Origin of the sequence: Chryseobacterium carnipullorum (assembly GCF_003815695.1) — a bacterium.
Classification (GTDB): Bacteria; Bacteroidota; Bacteroidia; order Flavobacteriales; family Weeksellaceae; genus Chryseobacterium; species Chryseobacterium carnipullorum.
Map to the genome: position 1 here is coordinate 2,203,058 of NZ_CP033920.1, position 14,159 is coordinate 2,217,216.

Consider the following 14,159-nt stretch of genomic DNA (forward strand, 5'->3'; position numbering starts at 1 on the left):
TAAAAATTGTATACTTGTGATGTTAAAAAAAACTTAAAATATGCAATTAAAAAAACTATTTCTTGCAAAAGTAAACATTCCGATTGGAGGAGCGAAGTTTCTCAGGAATGCAACGGCTGCTTTTTTAGGACTGTACTCGTATGCTTTTTACGGACAGGTACAGAAATTGGATTCCAGATTTGATATTTTGTTGAAAAATAAAGATATCCTGGTAAAAGGGAATGTTATTAAAGATCTTGAACGTGACGATATGAAGCTGGACAAGCATCTTGTCGTAACTTCTAAAGGTGCTCAAACCATGTATTCATGTATTATCTATACAAAAACACCGGAAAAACTGAAAGCTGACGGTTTTTTGGTTCAAAGTCAGCTTCCTAATTTTGCGACCGCCTTGGTCACCATTGATGATATTGAAAAGCTGATGCAGCTTCCCTATGTGACTTCAGTAATGGCGCCCACCTTTGATGAGCTTCATAACGATGTGAGCAGAGCTCAATCCGGAGCAAGCCTGCTCCAGGAGGGTGCTTTTAATAATACCGCCTATAACGGAACCGGAATTTTAGTGGGGGTTTATGATACGGGAATAGATTGGAAACATCCCGATTTCAGAAAAGCTGCTGACCAGACAAAAAGTAGAATTGTTTCCATTTGGGATCAGACATTAACTGCTCAGGCAGGTGAAGTACCGCCCGCAGGATTTGCGACGGGTGTAGAGTACACAAGAGCTCAGATCGAAAATGAATTGGATGGTAGCCCGGCAGGTTTTGTTCGCGAAAATGATACCAACGGCCACGGAACCCACGTATCTGGTACAGCTGCCGGAAATGGTGCTGCTTTTGCAGATAAAAGGCACAAAGGTTTTTCTTCCGAAGCAGACATCGTTTTTGTAAAAGGAGGAAACGGTTCTTTTCCTACGACAAATACAATCAATGCTTTGACCTACTTTCAGAATGTGGCCACAGCTTTAAATAAGCCAATCGTCGTTAACATGAGTATTGGAGGTCAGGGAAGTGCTCATGATGGAACCTCTTCTCATGAAGTCGCAGTTAATAGTTTCACAACAGCAGCTCCAGGCAGGGTAGTCGTAATTTCCGCAGGAAATGATTATGGTGCCAATCTTCACAGAAAAGTTGATATCGAACCCAATGCTGCTCAGTCTTATACCTTTACGGTGGGAAGTAATACTTCTGCTTCTTCAGTATTTGCATTTTTGATGTATGCGAACAATGATACTGCTGTTACTGCAAAACTGACAACCCCGGATGGACAGCAATATATACAAAACGTAAGTACGAATACAGCCCATAGTATATTAGGCGGAGGTTTTACAGCATCCATGTATAACTATTGGGGAACAGATAATAACAAACGTTATGTGCAGTTGGTGATCAGTAGAAATACAGGATCTGCAGCTGATTGTGCAGGAAATTATACTTTAGAAATCACGAATAACGGAACCCAGGCAATCACCACTCATGGCTGGTTATATAGCAAAGGAATAGGGATTAATGCTACCCTCCAAAATGGAGATAATGAATATGTTGTGGGAACTCCTGGTAATGCTTCTAACGCTATTACTGTAGCCTCATATATGGGAAGGGGAAGCTGGTATACTGCTGCTGGCGGATATTTAACACCTACTCCACAAGAATCTATTTCCTCATTCAGTGGACAAGGACCTAGGGTTGATGGTTTTCAAAAACCGGACATTACTGCTTCAGGTCAGAATGTGATTTCTTCGAGATCAGTTGATTCTGTTCCGGGAGCAACGGATATTATCAACGGTACGTCTTACTATGTGAAAAATCAAGGAACCAGCATGTCTTCACCGGGAGTGGCTGGAGCTGTAGGCTTGCTTCTTCAGGCTAATCCTGTTTTGACCGCAGCACAGGTGAAGAGCCGACTTACTGCTAATGCTAGAAAAGACGGAGCTACAGGAAATATCCCGAATGCAAGATGGGGCTATGGAAAATTGGATATTTATAAAGCAGTAACGGATGAACTGGGATGTGTAAAATCCAATTTTGAGACTGTAACTTATGACGAACCATACATTCTTGTCAGTGCAGAAAACAACAATTATTTTGATAATGCTGCTTTAGCTGTTCGATATACGCCAACATTAACAGGAAAATTAGGAGGCTTTTCATTCTCAACAGGTACATCCACAATTCCAAGTGATATGGCCGTTGATATTCAAATTAGAAAAGTAAATGCCAATGGTGATCCGGGAGATATCATTGCAACTAAAACCGTTTCTTCATGGGTAAATGATATTCAGAGATTTACTTGGAACTATGTGGATCTGTCCGGATTAAATGTTCAGATGGTGACAGGGAAGGATTTTTATATTGTAATTAATGGACTGAGCGGAAGAGTTTCTATGAAGAACGAATCTGTTTCGGCCAGCGGACGTACTAAAACTTCAACCAACGGAACCACCTGGATGATGAGAACCTTTGATCTTAAAATGAGAGCAACGGTTTATGAAAATATTGCCGAAGTGAAAAATCTCGCTACTTCAAATCTGAATAAAACAGCAACAGTATCCGGAGGATATAATTATTTTACGAATACCTGTCAGCTGATTGCAAGGGTAGAAAAAGAAGCAGCAAGTACCGTTTCAGGAGATATTACTTCAAAAGTGTGGGTTGATAATGCGCAGTCCAATTATGTTTCAAGGAGATATGAAATCAATCCTGCAACGTCTGCAACTACTTCAACGGGAAAAGTTACGCTATACTTCAAGCAGGCTGATTTTGATGCCTATAATCTGACTAGCAGCGTAAAACTACCTATGTCCGCGACAGATAATGCAAACAAATCCAATCTTGTGATTGAAAAATATGCAGGAACCAGTGCAAGCAATACCGGTACCATAGCTTCTTTTGGAAGTTCAGCTAGTGTAATTAATCCTAATGTAAATGATATTGTCTGGAATGAAACCTATCAATATTGGGAAGTGAGTTTTCAGACGACAGGTTTCGGGGGATATTTTGCTAAGGCGAGCACCAGTGTGTTGGGAACAGCAGATGTTAAGATAAATTCAGAAGTTAATATTACACCTAATCCCGCGAGAGATGATGTAAATGTAATCTTAGGAAAATATACTAAAGCAACTGTAACAATCTATGATGCTTCAGGAAAATTCATTAAAACAGTAAATGTTGATGCTTCTTCCAATAAAATTGATGTTTCAGAATTGGTAAAAGGAGTATATGTGTTCAATGTTGTATTAAATGATACTACTAAAATTATTAAGAAAATAGTAAAAGAATAATCGAGGTTAAACATACAAACAGATGTCTTAAAAAAGCAGCAGTTGGATAACTGCTGCTTTTTTTATATTTGTTTAAAAATAAAATCAATGCAGGGTACATTCTTTTACGCCTTTATTTTTATGATAGCTGTTTTTTTTCAGAGTTTTACAAAGCCTGATCATGTTCATCCTTATCATGTAGGTTCTGTAGAAATTAATTATAATGCCAAATCCAAATCATTTGAGATTACCGGACGTTTTTTTCTGGATGATCTGGAAAACGGACTGGGTAAAAAATACGGAAGCTCATTTCATTTTAATGATGAAAAATATAAAGCGAAACTCAACGAGGCTTTAGAAAAGTACTGTGCCGAATATTTTAAACTGAAAGCAGACGGCAGGTTTTTAAAAATAAATTATGTGGGTTATGAAGAAGACAGCGAGTCTGTCAATATTTTTCTGGAATCAGAAACGGTTTCTCCTCCAAAAAAATTAGAAGCGGCAGTAAGTTTTTTGTACAATCTTTTTGATGATCAGATCAATATTGTTCATATGATTGTGAACGGACAACGGCAAAGTGAAAAACTTACTTATCCTAACCGTTATCTGTACCGCCAGTTTTAGCGCTGTTTTGTTTGTTGAAGTTTTTTCTTCATCGCTAGATTTTAGAATAAATATTAAATCACTAGTTGATGATTAATAATTTTAAATTGTCCCACTTTTAGAATTAATTTTAATAAGTTTTTTTTAGCGAATTCTTATTTTTGTTATCAATAATGCATTGGTAAATATTATTTAATTAATTAACCTTTATAATATTTGTTATTTGTTTGAAATAAATTATATTTGTGTATGTCTAATAAGGATGATTAATTTTTAAATTAATGATTTATTAAAGAAAATTTTTCATAAAATTTGAAATTAATTGATAAATTAGAATTTACGATCTTTTATTTAAAAATAAGAAATCACTAAAATCATACATGAATCAAGGTAATCCTACTGGCATTTTCATAGGATAAATAGCTCTTCAGATTAAGTAGGGATTAGTACTGAGGTATTTTTTAAATGAATTCAAGAGTAAAAAAAGCTCATCAGTAGGACATCATGATGAACTCTTTAAAAGTAGAGATGAGAAGATTTAAAACGGGATTGACCCATAATTTTAAATAAGACCTTTGGTGTAATGCATAAAAATTCCCATTTATGACATTGAAGGCAGCGGATTCTAACAACACAAATTGTTAAAAAAGCACTTACGTTCCCTGTAGGTGTTTTTTATTTATGGTCAAGCTGGATCAATGTATTGATGCCTTTTGCGTGGGCAAGAAGATCAGGAAAAAAATCATGATAACATTCCTGGAGAAAAGATTTGTTTTTCAGGAAAGCTTCAAAAACAGGAATGTCCGGTTCAAGGTATTTCGCTTTGTTGAGAACATTTCTCATACTGAATTTGATGCCCCGGTCTTCACGATAATTATACAGCCAATCGTCTTCCTCCATTTTTACCAGCATTTTTTTGAAATTTTCAGGAAGCCATTCTTCATGTTCGTTCAATACTCTGTAAACCCTTAGGGAATGAGCTTTCCATTCAGCCAAAGAATGCAGGCTGAGATCATTGGCCACAAAATAATCCATAGCAACATCTACAAAAGCACCGGCATACAATCTCACAAGAGGAGAGAATACTTTTTTGGCCTCATGAATAGCGGGATGAGAATCGGTGAATGTATCCACAGCCCTGTGCATTGTGATTCCATCCTGAATGTCTTTCGGAAAAGAATAACGGTCTTTGTTCCGGATGAAATCTTCAAGAAATTGTCCTACGATCTGGCCGTCCGAAAAAGTAAGAAAAGAATGGGCTAAATAATTCATAAACGAATATAAAAATTTTTACACAATAACCTGTCCTCCGCAAAGGTCTCCACCCAAACTCCTTTTTCAATTTCTGTATATTTAAAATCAATAGTATTTAAAATGATTTTTTCCGGAGAAACCAAATGAAGATGAAGCTCCTCCTCGTTCACGAAACTTGTGAACTGTACAGGGTAGGGAAAGTGATTCTGAATCTGCAGATCTTTATACCCATAAACCACAGTGCAGTCTGAACCTAAAGGAGTAAAACGCTCATGATCTTTATAAATATCTATAGAATGGGGGTACCTTTCAATAATCTTAAGCCCTGCCTGTAAAGCTGTATAATACAGAATAGATGAAAACTGACAGATTCCGCCTCCGGTTCCGCTGGATATATGATTTTTAATAAGATTCCGGCCTTCTTTGAAATTGTTCTTTGAGGGCTTACCAACTAATTTCCAGAAAGAAAAGACCTCACCGGGCTGAATGACCAGATGGTGAATTTTCTCACTGACTACTTTTAAGTTGTGGATCTTATTTTCATTGAACTCTCCCTTTTTTATGGCCTGTTTCATTTCGAGAATATGATTACCGATTCTTTTTGAATTATATTCCTTTGAATAGCGATAACGGGATTGTTGTTCGTCAAAATACCGCTGCCACAATCTGATTTGCAGTTTCAATGAATCGGGAAGCATTTTTTTTAATATCCTTTTCATTTCTTTTCCAGAACTACGATATGATAGGAAGCCCACTTTTTCAGAAAAGTACGGCAGAGCAGAATATCTAAAGGTAGAAAAAGTTTTCTTATGCTGTTGGGAAATCTGTGAACGGGAAACCATAAAATACCTGCAGTCCTCCTGATATTCCATTGTTTATCTGATAAAATTGAAATCTCTGAAGCCGTAAAGGTATTCCCTGCATGCCAGTCTTGCTGAGGGGAAACAGCCTTTCTTCTGGTTTTTGTAGGATAGTCAAAAATCAAAATTCCATGATCATCTAATTTCATATAACATTCATCAAGGAATTTTTCAGTTTCCTCTTTCGTTTGATGCATGATCACATGAAAGCAGAATATACAGTCAAATTTTAGATCAAACGGAATTTTAGAAATTTCCCCAACAGCTGTTATTTTCCCCAGATTTTTTTCTTTCGCAATGCGGAGCATTTTTTCACTGAAATCGAGTCCATGCGTTGCAAATTTAAGCAGCCTGCCCGTTCCACATCCTAAATCCAGAATTTTTGAATATCTTTTATCTTTGAAAAAAGAATGTAGAAAAACATTCTCCTGCTCGTCGATATACCTTCCGTAAGAATTCCCGAAACGGTTTTGTTCATAGGTTTCTGCAAGATGATCATAGTATTCATGAATACTGTTTTTCATTATTTTAAATTCTTTAGCTGTCTGTCAATAACTATTCCAACCTTTTTAGAAAACAGGGTTAAAAAATTCTTTCATGGAAATCTTCAATTTTGCTCACTTCCTCAATCTTAATTCCAAATTTTCTTTTCGGAATTTTGTTCAGGTTGGAGACAAATATTTTTTCGTACCCTAATTTTTCAGCTTCTGTAATTCTCTGTTCAACCTGCGCAATAGGACGAATCTCTCCACTTAACCCGATTTCTCCGGCAAAACAGAAATGCTCGGAAATCGCAATGTCTTCATTGGAAGACAGGATAGAAGCTACTACGGCAAGATCCAAAGCAGGATCATCCGTTTTAATTCCTCCGGTAATATTTAAAAAGACATCTTTAGCGCCCAACTGAAAACCTGCCCGCTTTTCAAGAACGGCCAGAAGCATATTCAGTCTTTTGGCGTCAAATCCGGTGGAGCTTCTTTGAGGAGTTCCATAAACAGCTGTACTAACCAGTGCCTGGATTTCAAGCAACATCGGTCGGTTTCCTTCCAAAGTGACTGCCACAGAGTTTCCGGAAAGTTCTTCGAATTTTTTGGTAATGAGGATTTCAGAAGGATTTCTGATCTCTTTTAAACCTTGGGAAACCATTTCATAAATTCCAATCTCGGCAGTAGATCCGAAACGGTTTTTATTGGCCCTTAGCAATCTGAAAAGATGATTTCTGTCGCCATCAAAATTTAAAACTACATCTACCATATGTTCCAATACCTTAGGTCCTGCAATCTGGCCATCCTTTGTAATATGGCCTACAAGGAAAACGGGAGTATTGTTTTCTTTTGCATATTTGATGATCTCATTGGAGCATTCCCTGATCTGGGAAACGGTTCCAGGTGAACTTTCGATTAACTGAGATTGTAAAGTTTGAATGGAATCGATGATCATAAAATCAGGTTCCAGTTTTTTGGCTTCGTGAAGAATCTTTTCCAGTGAAGTTTCCGTAAAAAGAAAACAGTTAGGATTCTGAAGATCTGTCAGCCTGTCCGCTCTCATTTTTATTTGTGAAGCGCTTTCCTCTCCGGAAACATAAAATACTTTCTTCTTCATCTTTAAAGCCAGCTGAAGCAAAAGCGTAGATTTTCCGATTCCGGGCTCTCCACCTATCAAAGTTACTGAACCCAGTACAATACCTCCGCCCAGAACACGGTTCAGTTCTTCGGAAGGTGTTTTTATCCTGGGTTCTTCGCTGGTCACCACTTCAATGATGTTGATGACATGCTGTTTTGATTTTGAAAAAGGGGGAGTTTTAGATGAGGTTTTCTCAACGACTTCTTCTACAAGGGTGTTCCATTCTCCGCAGTTTTTGCATTGCCCCATCCATTGGGAATACTGGGTTCCGCAGTTTTGACAGAAATATGCTGTTTTCAGTTTTGCCATACTGCGAAGTTAAAAAAAATGAATCTCCTTTCAGAATTTTAATTAATTTTCAGCCATGAAAAATATTCTTCTGAAAAGTGTGATCATATTTGTTGTGATGAGTTGTCTCAATGCTCAGCTTGCCCATTGGAGCGGAAGAATTCTTAAGTTGTCTGCCGGTCAATTGGGAATGCTTCCAACGGCTGTTTTTTTCGGATCTTTGATCATTACCGTGATTGCATCTGTAACTATAGTGATATTCAGGAGAAGCTATCAATCCCTATGGAAAAGTGCCATTTTATTTGAAATCCTCTATCTGGTGATGCTGTTGCTGTCTGGTATTAATCCTCTTATTTATTTTATTGAGGCAACAGATAATCATCTTATAGACTTAATGTTGTACATCAATTCAATTATTGTTTTCCTTCTGATGTATTTATTTGATCTCCTTTATTCTAAAATTTTGGGATCTAAAATTAAAAACTAACCTACATCAAGAAGAGAATAACCAATATGCATTATCTTTACTCTACTAAAAATAAGTTATAATGAAAAAAGTATTTTTATCTTTCGTATTCACGCTGTTAAGCGTTTTGGGGTTTGCACAAACGGAATGGATTGTAGATCCTATGCATTCTTCCGTAAATTTCAATATCAAGCATATGGGAATCAATTTTGTGCAGGGAAGATTTGATAAATTCGACGGAAAAGTAAGCACAGAAGCTGCTAATTTAGATAATGCTACTTTTGCATTTGACGTGGATGTCAACTCAATCAATACAGGAACAGATATGAGAGACAAACATCTTAAAAGTCCGGATTTTTTTGATGCTGATCAATATCCGGCCATGAGTTTTCGCAGTAAATCGATCACAAAAGATAAAAATAACACCTATATTCTGAAAGGAGCTCTGAAAATAAAGGAAACTGTAAAAGATGTCAGCATTCCTGTAACCTTTGGGGGCATTACTAAGAATCAGCAAGGGAAAGAAGTAATGGGTTTCCAGGCAAAATTTACGGTTAACCGTTTAGACTATGGAATCAAATATGACCCGACTGGTGCAGGAGTCGCTAAGGATGTAGACGTAAGTTTATATTTTGAACTGGTAAAACAATAGTTTTATAGACCATTTGTATAAAAAAAGGTTTTTCAAGTGATTGAAAAACCTTTTTTATTGGGATTTGATTCTCGCTGATCTATCAGATCTTGCAGGTTTAATTGCAACGCAAACATCTGTGCCATCTGCTAAATCTGCGGGAGATTATATTTTTTTAAGTTTAAGAATTAATCTTCCCGGAAGAAACTGTGAAAATACCGTAGTCATCAATCAGCATGTTTTCCTTTCGGATTCCGCTGTATTTCATGATCCTGTCAAGCTCTTTCTGAGAACGTCTCCTCATGATCCAGTCTTTGTTCTGATGATTATTCAAAACATAAGCAATCATTTTAAGTTGCGGATGCCATGGCTGTCCTGTGTAGACGATAAAAGAATTTTTTTCAGAAATAGAAGCTGCTCCCTGAATTGCTTTAGCCGCCATTTCGTTGTCTCCAAATAGTTCAAGAATCCCTGAAACAATGGTAATGTTAGGTTGGAAATCTACCTTTTTATAGGTTTCAGAATCAAAGCAGTCAAAGTTGGTAAAACGGATATTCTGATAGTTTTTTTCTTTGATTACTTTTTCTCCGATCTCAATATTAGCCTTAACAAATTCATTAATAACAATCTCGGCATCAGGATATTTTTCTTTAATATCGAATAAATAATTTCCTGTCCCACCGGCAATATCAAGAATTTTAATTTTTCTCCCTTCTTTCTTAAGACTTTGGATATTCTGTTCCAAAAGTCGGATCAAATGCTCCTTACGGATACGAATTCCTTTCCAGCCAATCGCATTAAGATAATTTTTATCCATCATTTTCCCAAAACCGAATTTGCCTTTCGGCTGGTTCTGATACACATAATGCAGGGAAGCACCGGAATCAAAGCCGTATTTCAGACCGATCGCCATTCCGTTGCTTATTTTTCCGATGTTATTCAGTGAAAATTTCTGAAGCTTGAAATTCAGATTATTTCCGATATTATTCTGAAGATCCTCATATTCCTTTACAGAAAAGCGGTCAGGATGGAGGGAAGCTGTTTTGTGGGTTCTGCTGAAGCACTTTTCAGCAAAATCAGCTATTTTGTCGTATACTTTCTCCTTTCCGCTATCAAACAGGATTCCATGGAAAAAGCCGGATAATACTTCATATTTCTTTAAATCTGTATCAAGCCTGTCATAAAAAGTTTTCTGTTCTTTATTGAAAACCACATGATCTTTTTCTGCTGCCAGAATCAATGCTGGTGTATCAATAGCTTCAGCATCTTCTACCAGACGTTTTCCCGCTTTGGCAAGGTCGATAAGAAGTTCAGCGTCGATAGATCTTGTGATCAGTGGATCTGTGTCGTATGCTTTTTGCTGCTCCGGATCATGAGTAAGCATTTTAGATTTTACATAGCTTTTGATGATCAGTCCTTTTTTTAACTTTGTTCCAAGCGTAATCATTTCATTGGCCAGCGGAACAATAAGATTGATTTTAAAAGCAGGAGCTAAAAGAGCCATTCCGGCAATATCAGGAGCGAAATCGTGAGCCCAGGCTGAAGCGACAACCCCTCCGATACTGTTGGCCAACAGGAAAATATCTGAAATATTCACAGCGTATTTTGATCCCAGAAATTTGGAGAAAGAATCCAGATCTCTCACGTAATCCATAAAGATAGATGATGTTTTCGTCTCGGTGTGTCCGTGTCCGCGAAGATCAAATGCGAAAATGTTGTATTTTGAGAATTGTGAAGATTGCGCAATATCATTCAGTCTCTCCGAATGTTCATGACCGCGGTGGATGATGATGATGCTTTTTTGTTGTGGCTGATAATTCCATTCCCGATAGAAAATAGTACTGCCGTCGAAACTCTTAAAATGTCCGCTGTTCATAGTTTAAATTTTTTTCAAAAAATCCTTCAGATAAGGATGAATGACTGCATCTTTATGGATGCCTTTCATGGTTTCTACTGCTTCATCTAGAGGTAAAGATAGAATATTTTTCATTACTAAAATGCCTATAACAGAGCTTCTTGTTAATCCCATGGTGCAGTGAATGAATATTTTTCCCTCTTCTGGAAGTTTTCTATAGTTCTCTGTGATTTCATTAACCAACTTTTTCGTTTCTTCAATATCTAAAGTTCCGATATCCAGAAAAGAAACAGAGTGGTAAGAACACTTCTTTTGTAAATCCGGTATTTCCTCAATTTCTGCTGAAAGATCATAGACTAAAATATCTCTGCCTGTTCCGAAATAATGTACATCATCACGACCGGGCCTTGGCGAAATGTAAATGCAGGGAGCAATTTCCAGCGGTCTTTTGTTCTTCCGTAAAAATTTCCAGAAAATCCAATAGACCATCAGATAGGGTGCATAAAATATTTTTTTCCATAATGAAATTTTTCCGTTTCTATCTTTTAGAAAGTGAATGTTATTTTTTTGATAATGATAACCGATAATAATAGCCATTGCGGCCGGCCAAAGAAGAATCAACCCTAAATGGCCATAAAATTTATCAAGAAGAACTGAAGCTATGATCAGAATCCATCCGGACAAAAAATAAAAGTTTGCAATCTGGAAATTTCTGTATTTGAAATCATTTTTTCGATAAGGAAAAACTATAAAACTTAGGTGTGCAAGGACAGTTCCTGCAATAATATCCATGAAATGATGCTGGTAAGTTGTCAGGGTAGAAATTCCCAATGCAATAAGCCATACCATCAGAAAAATCCGGAATCGGTTTAAGTTTCTGAATACGGTCCAAAAGATCAGCGCATAAGCGATGTGCAGAGACGGAGACTGGTTGAAAGGCGAATCAAATATCTTGAGAAACTGAAAAGAGTAATCTAAAATAGAATTGTCTGTAGCGGGTTTTGTCAAAGAAAACCGCAGTGGAAACAGAATAAAACAAACGCCTGCAACTATTGTAGTAAAAAGCATTCTCTTTGTTAAAACTTTAAGCTGCTCATTATTTTTACATACAAAAAATACCAAACAGAAAAAACAGACACTGGTCATATATGGAATAATGCTCCAGGGTAGAAATGGGATATACTTTTCAAAATCAAAGGTGAACGACGGAACTTTTTCAGCCTTTGAAGTATACCATGCCGCAAAATTGTAAACAGTCATGAATACAAACGCACAGAGGGCCAAAGCATAGGTTTGCTGTTTTAGGGTTGGTCTTCTTTCATCCATCGGGCTTTCCTGAACATAATTGTATTTAATAAAAAAGAAGGAAGTAAAGACAGTGATTTCATCATCCACTTCATTTTTGCCGGAAAAATTACTAGTTTTTCATGGTTTTCAATAGCTTCTGAAATGATGCTTACTGCAGTTTCAACATCGGTAAGGAAAGGTTTTTTATGAAGATCATTATTATTGAGTTCTCTTAATTTTTTAGTGTCTACATATCCCGGAGCAATGGTCGTTACAGAGATTCCAAATGGTTTCAGGGCACGGCGATAGGCATCGGCGATTTGTATGACGGAGCGTTTTGTTTTGGTATACAGACTTGAGTTATCATAATCTAAAATTCCGGAAACGGAAGCAATAACCGCAATACTTCCTTTTTTTTGTCCTTTCATCAGTTTTCGGGCTGTTTCAAAACAATTGACCGTTCCTAAAATGTTGGTTTGAAGCATTTCCTCAGCTTCTTCATAGGAAATTTTTCCGGCTACATCTTCCGCATAACTTCCGGCACAGTTGATGAAAATGTCAAGATTTTCGCGATCGTTCAAAAATGAATGTACCGCAGCGGCAATAGAATCCGTATCACAAACATCTGCCTGAAATGCTTTTAAATTTTCAAAATTATTTTCAGACATCGTTGCCAGGTTTCTTCCGCAGATCCCTACATCATCTCCTTTTTCAAAATAATGCCGGGCAAGAGCATAGCCAATACCGGACGTTCCGCCTGCTATAAAAACATTCATGAGGTTGTGGTGATTTGAATTTTGTGTAAAAATAGATTTTAAAACTGAAAGTTGGATTTTATCAACCACAAAAGGTTCAAAAGTTTTTAAACACTTTAGTGATTTTAAGTGTAAAGGTTTGAGAATAGAAGATCACATGAGTTGTTTAGAAAATCAAAGATTTTCAATGCATCAATAGGAATGGGCTTTAGACAAATATATTGGGTCATAGAACATCAGCTGCGAATAGATTTTATCGTCTGGTCATAGCCGTACTGCCACTGCATTTCCATATCTTTTGTAAACTGGTTGTATGTTTTTGGGAAAGAAAAATCAATCTCCAGTTTACTCCAGTTGATTCCCTTTTTAAGATAATGACCTTTTAAATCCTTCTTAATAGTAGTGGTGTCAACCTGGAAACTCACCGGGGATTTTTCAATTTCGGCAAGTCTTTCATTGCCACTGAAACCAAGCACAGCTCGGACAAAAGCTTCTTCGACAGAACTGTAAGATTGTTTTTTTTCGGTAATGATTTCGTCGGCAAGATGACTGGCCAATTCTACAGGAATAAGATCAATAGCTCCGCCTGCAAAATATTTTCCATGCAGAAAAGCGGGTTCTACATAAAACATATCGGAAATAGAAATCCGGGTGCTTTCAAGCAAAGAAATATCAGTTCTTATCATCGCAAGCCTTTCTACAGCGCTATTCATTAAATTTTCAGATCTGATAATGATCTGTTCCGGCTTGATTTTTTCTGCTGTCTTTGGGTCAGTGATTATAATTTTTTGATAAAGCTTTCTTCCATTTCTTTCCATTCCATTCTCGTTTGGATGAAAGAGAATTTCTGAACCGATTACTACTGTAGGAATGTTTTGTGAAAATTGAAGGTTTTTTAATGAAGGAAAAACTTCGGACAGATCCTGGGGCATTTCAACAAGATATCTGCTAAAAACATCTTCAATGAAAGGCGCTCTTTTTTTATATAATAATTTTTTTAGTGAGAAAATTCCGATCTGAGAAAGTTTTTTATGTTTTGTCAATACCGTTCCGCGTACAAACCTGAAATATTCCTCCGACTTGAGATATTCCTTTCTGGAAATATGATCAGGAAAAGCATTAATAACAGTTGCTGCAAATGCTCCGCCACATGAAGCGATCAGTATGTCGGGTTTCAAATCCAATTCTTCAAGAGCCGCGAACATTCCAAGGTAAATCATCAGTCTGGTTCCGCCTCCTGAAAATAGAACCGCTCTTTTAAATTTTTCACTCATGATT

12 protein-coding genes are annotated in these 14,159 nt (G+C 36.9%); 4 read left to right on the forward strand and 8 right to left on the reverse strand.

All coding sequences use genetic code 11. The annotated features are described in order from the left end of the window. The first annotated feature begins 40 nt into the window (after positions 1 to 40). Positions 41 to 3,280: a S8/S53 family peptidase gene (locus EG346_RS10105; protein ID WP_123878399.1), complete on the forward strand. Its 3,240-nt coding sequence runs from the start codon at positions 41 to 43 to the stop codon at positions 3,278 to 3,280. A gap of 87 nt (positions 3,281 to 3,367) precedes the next feature. Next, on the forward strand, positions 3,368 to 3,883 hold the full coding sequence (locus EG346_RS10110; RefSeq protein WP_073334233.1) for a DUF6702 family protein: 516 nt from the start codon (positions 3,368 to 3,370) through the stop codon (positions 3,881 to 3,883). Between the two features lie 654 nt (positions 3,884 to 4,537). On the opposite strand, the gene EG346_RS10115 is transcribed toward EG346_RS10110, so the two are convergent. From EG346_RS10115 to radA, 4 genes are read right to left on the reverse strand one after another with little or no spacing between them, the layout of a single operon-like run. Continuing rightward, entirely contained in the window at positions 4,538 to 5,134 is a 597-nt protein-coding gene (locus EG346_RS10115; RefSeq protein WP_073334235.1) for an acyl carrier protein phosphodiesterase, read from the reverse strand. Beyond that, positions 5,131 to 5,835 (reverse strand): VanW family protein, encoded by a 705-nt coding sequence (locus tag EG346_RS10120; protein WP_164466095.1) that lies wholly within the window; start codon positions 5,833 to 5,835, stop codon positions 5,131 to 5,133. The genes EG346_RS10115 and EG346_RS10120 overlap by 4 nt, the downstream gene beginning before the upstream one ends. Further along, positions 5,832 to 6,500, reverse strand: a complete 669-nt coding sequence (locus tag EG346_RS10125) for a class I SAM-dependent DNA methyltransferase (RefSeq protein WP_228425782.1) — start codon at positions 6,498 to 6,500, stop codon at positions 5,832 to 5,834. Before EG346_RS10125 ends, EG346_RS10120 begins: the two co-directional genes overlap by 4 nt. Before the next feature lie 58 nt (positions 6,501 to 6,558). After that, the gene (radA, locus tag EG346_RS10130; protein ID WP_123878405.1) at positions 6,559 to 7,908 is read right to left on the reverse strand and encodes a DNA repair protein RadA; all 1,350 of its coding nucleotides are present in this window, start codon (positions 7,906 to 7,908) and stop codon (positions 6,559 to 6,561) included. 55 nt (positions 7,909 to 7,963) lie between these two features. Between radA and EG346_RS10135 the strand changes: the two genes are divergently transcribed. Beyond that, a complete protein-coding gene (locus EG346_RS10135) occupies positions 7,964 to 8,374 on the forward strand; it encodes a hypothetical protein (RefSeq protein WP_123878407.1) in 411 nt (136 codons plus the stop codon). Positions 8,375 to 8,435: 61 nt separating this feature from the next. Then, on the forward strand, positions 8,436 to 9,005 hold the full coding sequence (locus EG346_RS10140; RefSeq protein ID WP_123878409.1) for a YceI family protein: 570 nt from the start codon (positions 8,436 to 8,438) through the stop codon (positions 9,003 to 9,005). Positions 9,006 to 9,165: 160 nt separating this feature from the next. Here the strand turns inward: EG346_RS10140 and EG346_RS10145 are convergent, their stop codons facing one another. From EG346_RS10145 to EG346_RS10160, 4 genes are all read right to left on the reverse strand, one after another. Further along, positions 9,166 to 10,860: a bifunctional alpha/beta hydrolase/class I SAM-dependent methyltransferase gene (locus tag EG346_RS10145; protein ID WP_123878411.1), complete on the reverse strand. Its 1,695-nt coding sequence runs from the start codon at positions 10,858 to 10,860 to the stop codon at positions 9,166 to 9,168. Between the two features lie 3 nt (positions 10,861 to 10,863). Beyond that, positions 10,864 to 12,234: a phosphatase PAP2 family protein gene (locus EG346_RS10150; protein ID WP_164466377.1), complete on the reverse strand. Its 1,371-nt coding sequence runs from the start codon at positions 12,232 to 12,234 to the stop codon at positions 10,864 to 10,866. Then, on the reverse strand, positions 12,141 to 12,902 hold the full coding sequence (locus EG346_RS10155) for an SDR family NAD(P)-dependent oxidoreductase (protein WP_123878415.1): 762 nt from the start codon (positions 12,900 to 12,902) through the stop codon (positions 12,141 to 12,143). Before EG346_RS10155 ends, EG346_RS10150 begins: the two co-directional genes overlap by 94 nt. A 215-nt stretch (positions 12,903 to 13,117) precedes the next feature. Continuing rightward, a complete protein-coding gene (locus EG346_RS10160; RefSeq protein WP_123878417.1) occupies positions 13,118 to 14,155 on the reverse strand; it encodes a patatin-like phospholipase family protein in 1,038 nt (345 codons plus the stop codon). Between the last annotated feature and the right edge of the window lie 4 nt (positions 14,156 to 14,159).

What these genes read in the sequence shown, in the direction of transcription:
- EG346_RS10105 (WP_123878399.1), top strand. Translation starts at nt 41, where the DNA reads ATGCAATTAAAAAAACTATTTCTTGCAAAAGTAAACATTCCGATTGGA.
- EG346_RS10110 (WP_073334233.1), top strand. Translation starts at nt 3,368, where the DNA reads ATGCAGGGTACATTCTTTTACGCCTTTATTTTTATGATAGCTGTTTTT.
- EG346_RS10115 (WP_073334235.1), bottom strand. Translation starts at nt 5,134, where the DNA reads ATGAATTATTTAGCCCATTCTTTTCTTACTTTTTCGGACGGCCAGATC.
- EG346_RS10120 (WP_164466095.1), bottom strand. Translation starts at nt 5,835, where the DNA reads ATGAAAAGGATATTAAAAAAAATGCTTCCCGATTCATTGAAACTGCAA.
- EG346_RS10125 (WP_228425782.1), bottom strand. Translation starts at nt 6,500, where the DNA reads ATGAAAAACAGTATTCATGAATACTATGATCATCTTGCAGAAACCTAT.
- radA (WP_123878405.1), bottom strand. Translation starts at nt 7,908, where the DNA reads ATGGCAAAACTGAAAACAGCATATTTCTGTCAAAACTGCGGAACCCAG.
- EG346_RS10135 (WP_123878407.1), top strand. Translation starts at nt 7,964, where the DNA reads ATGAAAAATATTCTTCTGAAAAGTGTGATCATATTTGTTGTGATGAGT.
- EG346_RS10140 (WP_123878409.1), top strand. Translation starts at nt 8,436, where the DNA reads ATGAAAAAAGTATTTTTATCTTTCGTATTCACGCTGTTAAGCGTTTTG.
- EG346_RS10145 (WP_123878411.1), bottom strand. Translation starts at nt 10,860, where the DNA reads ATGAACAGCGGACATTTTAAGAGTTTCGACGGCAGTACTATTTTCTAT.
- EG346_RS10155 (WP_123878415.1), bottom strand. Translation starts at nt 12,902, where the DNA reads ATGAATGTTTTTATAGCAGGCGGAACGTCCGGTATTGGCTATGCTCTT.
- EG346_RS10160 (WP_123878417.1), bottom strand. Translation starts at nt 14,155, where the DNA reads ATGAGTGAAAAATTTAAAAGAGCGGTTCTATTTTCAGGAGGCGGAACC.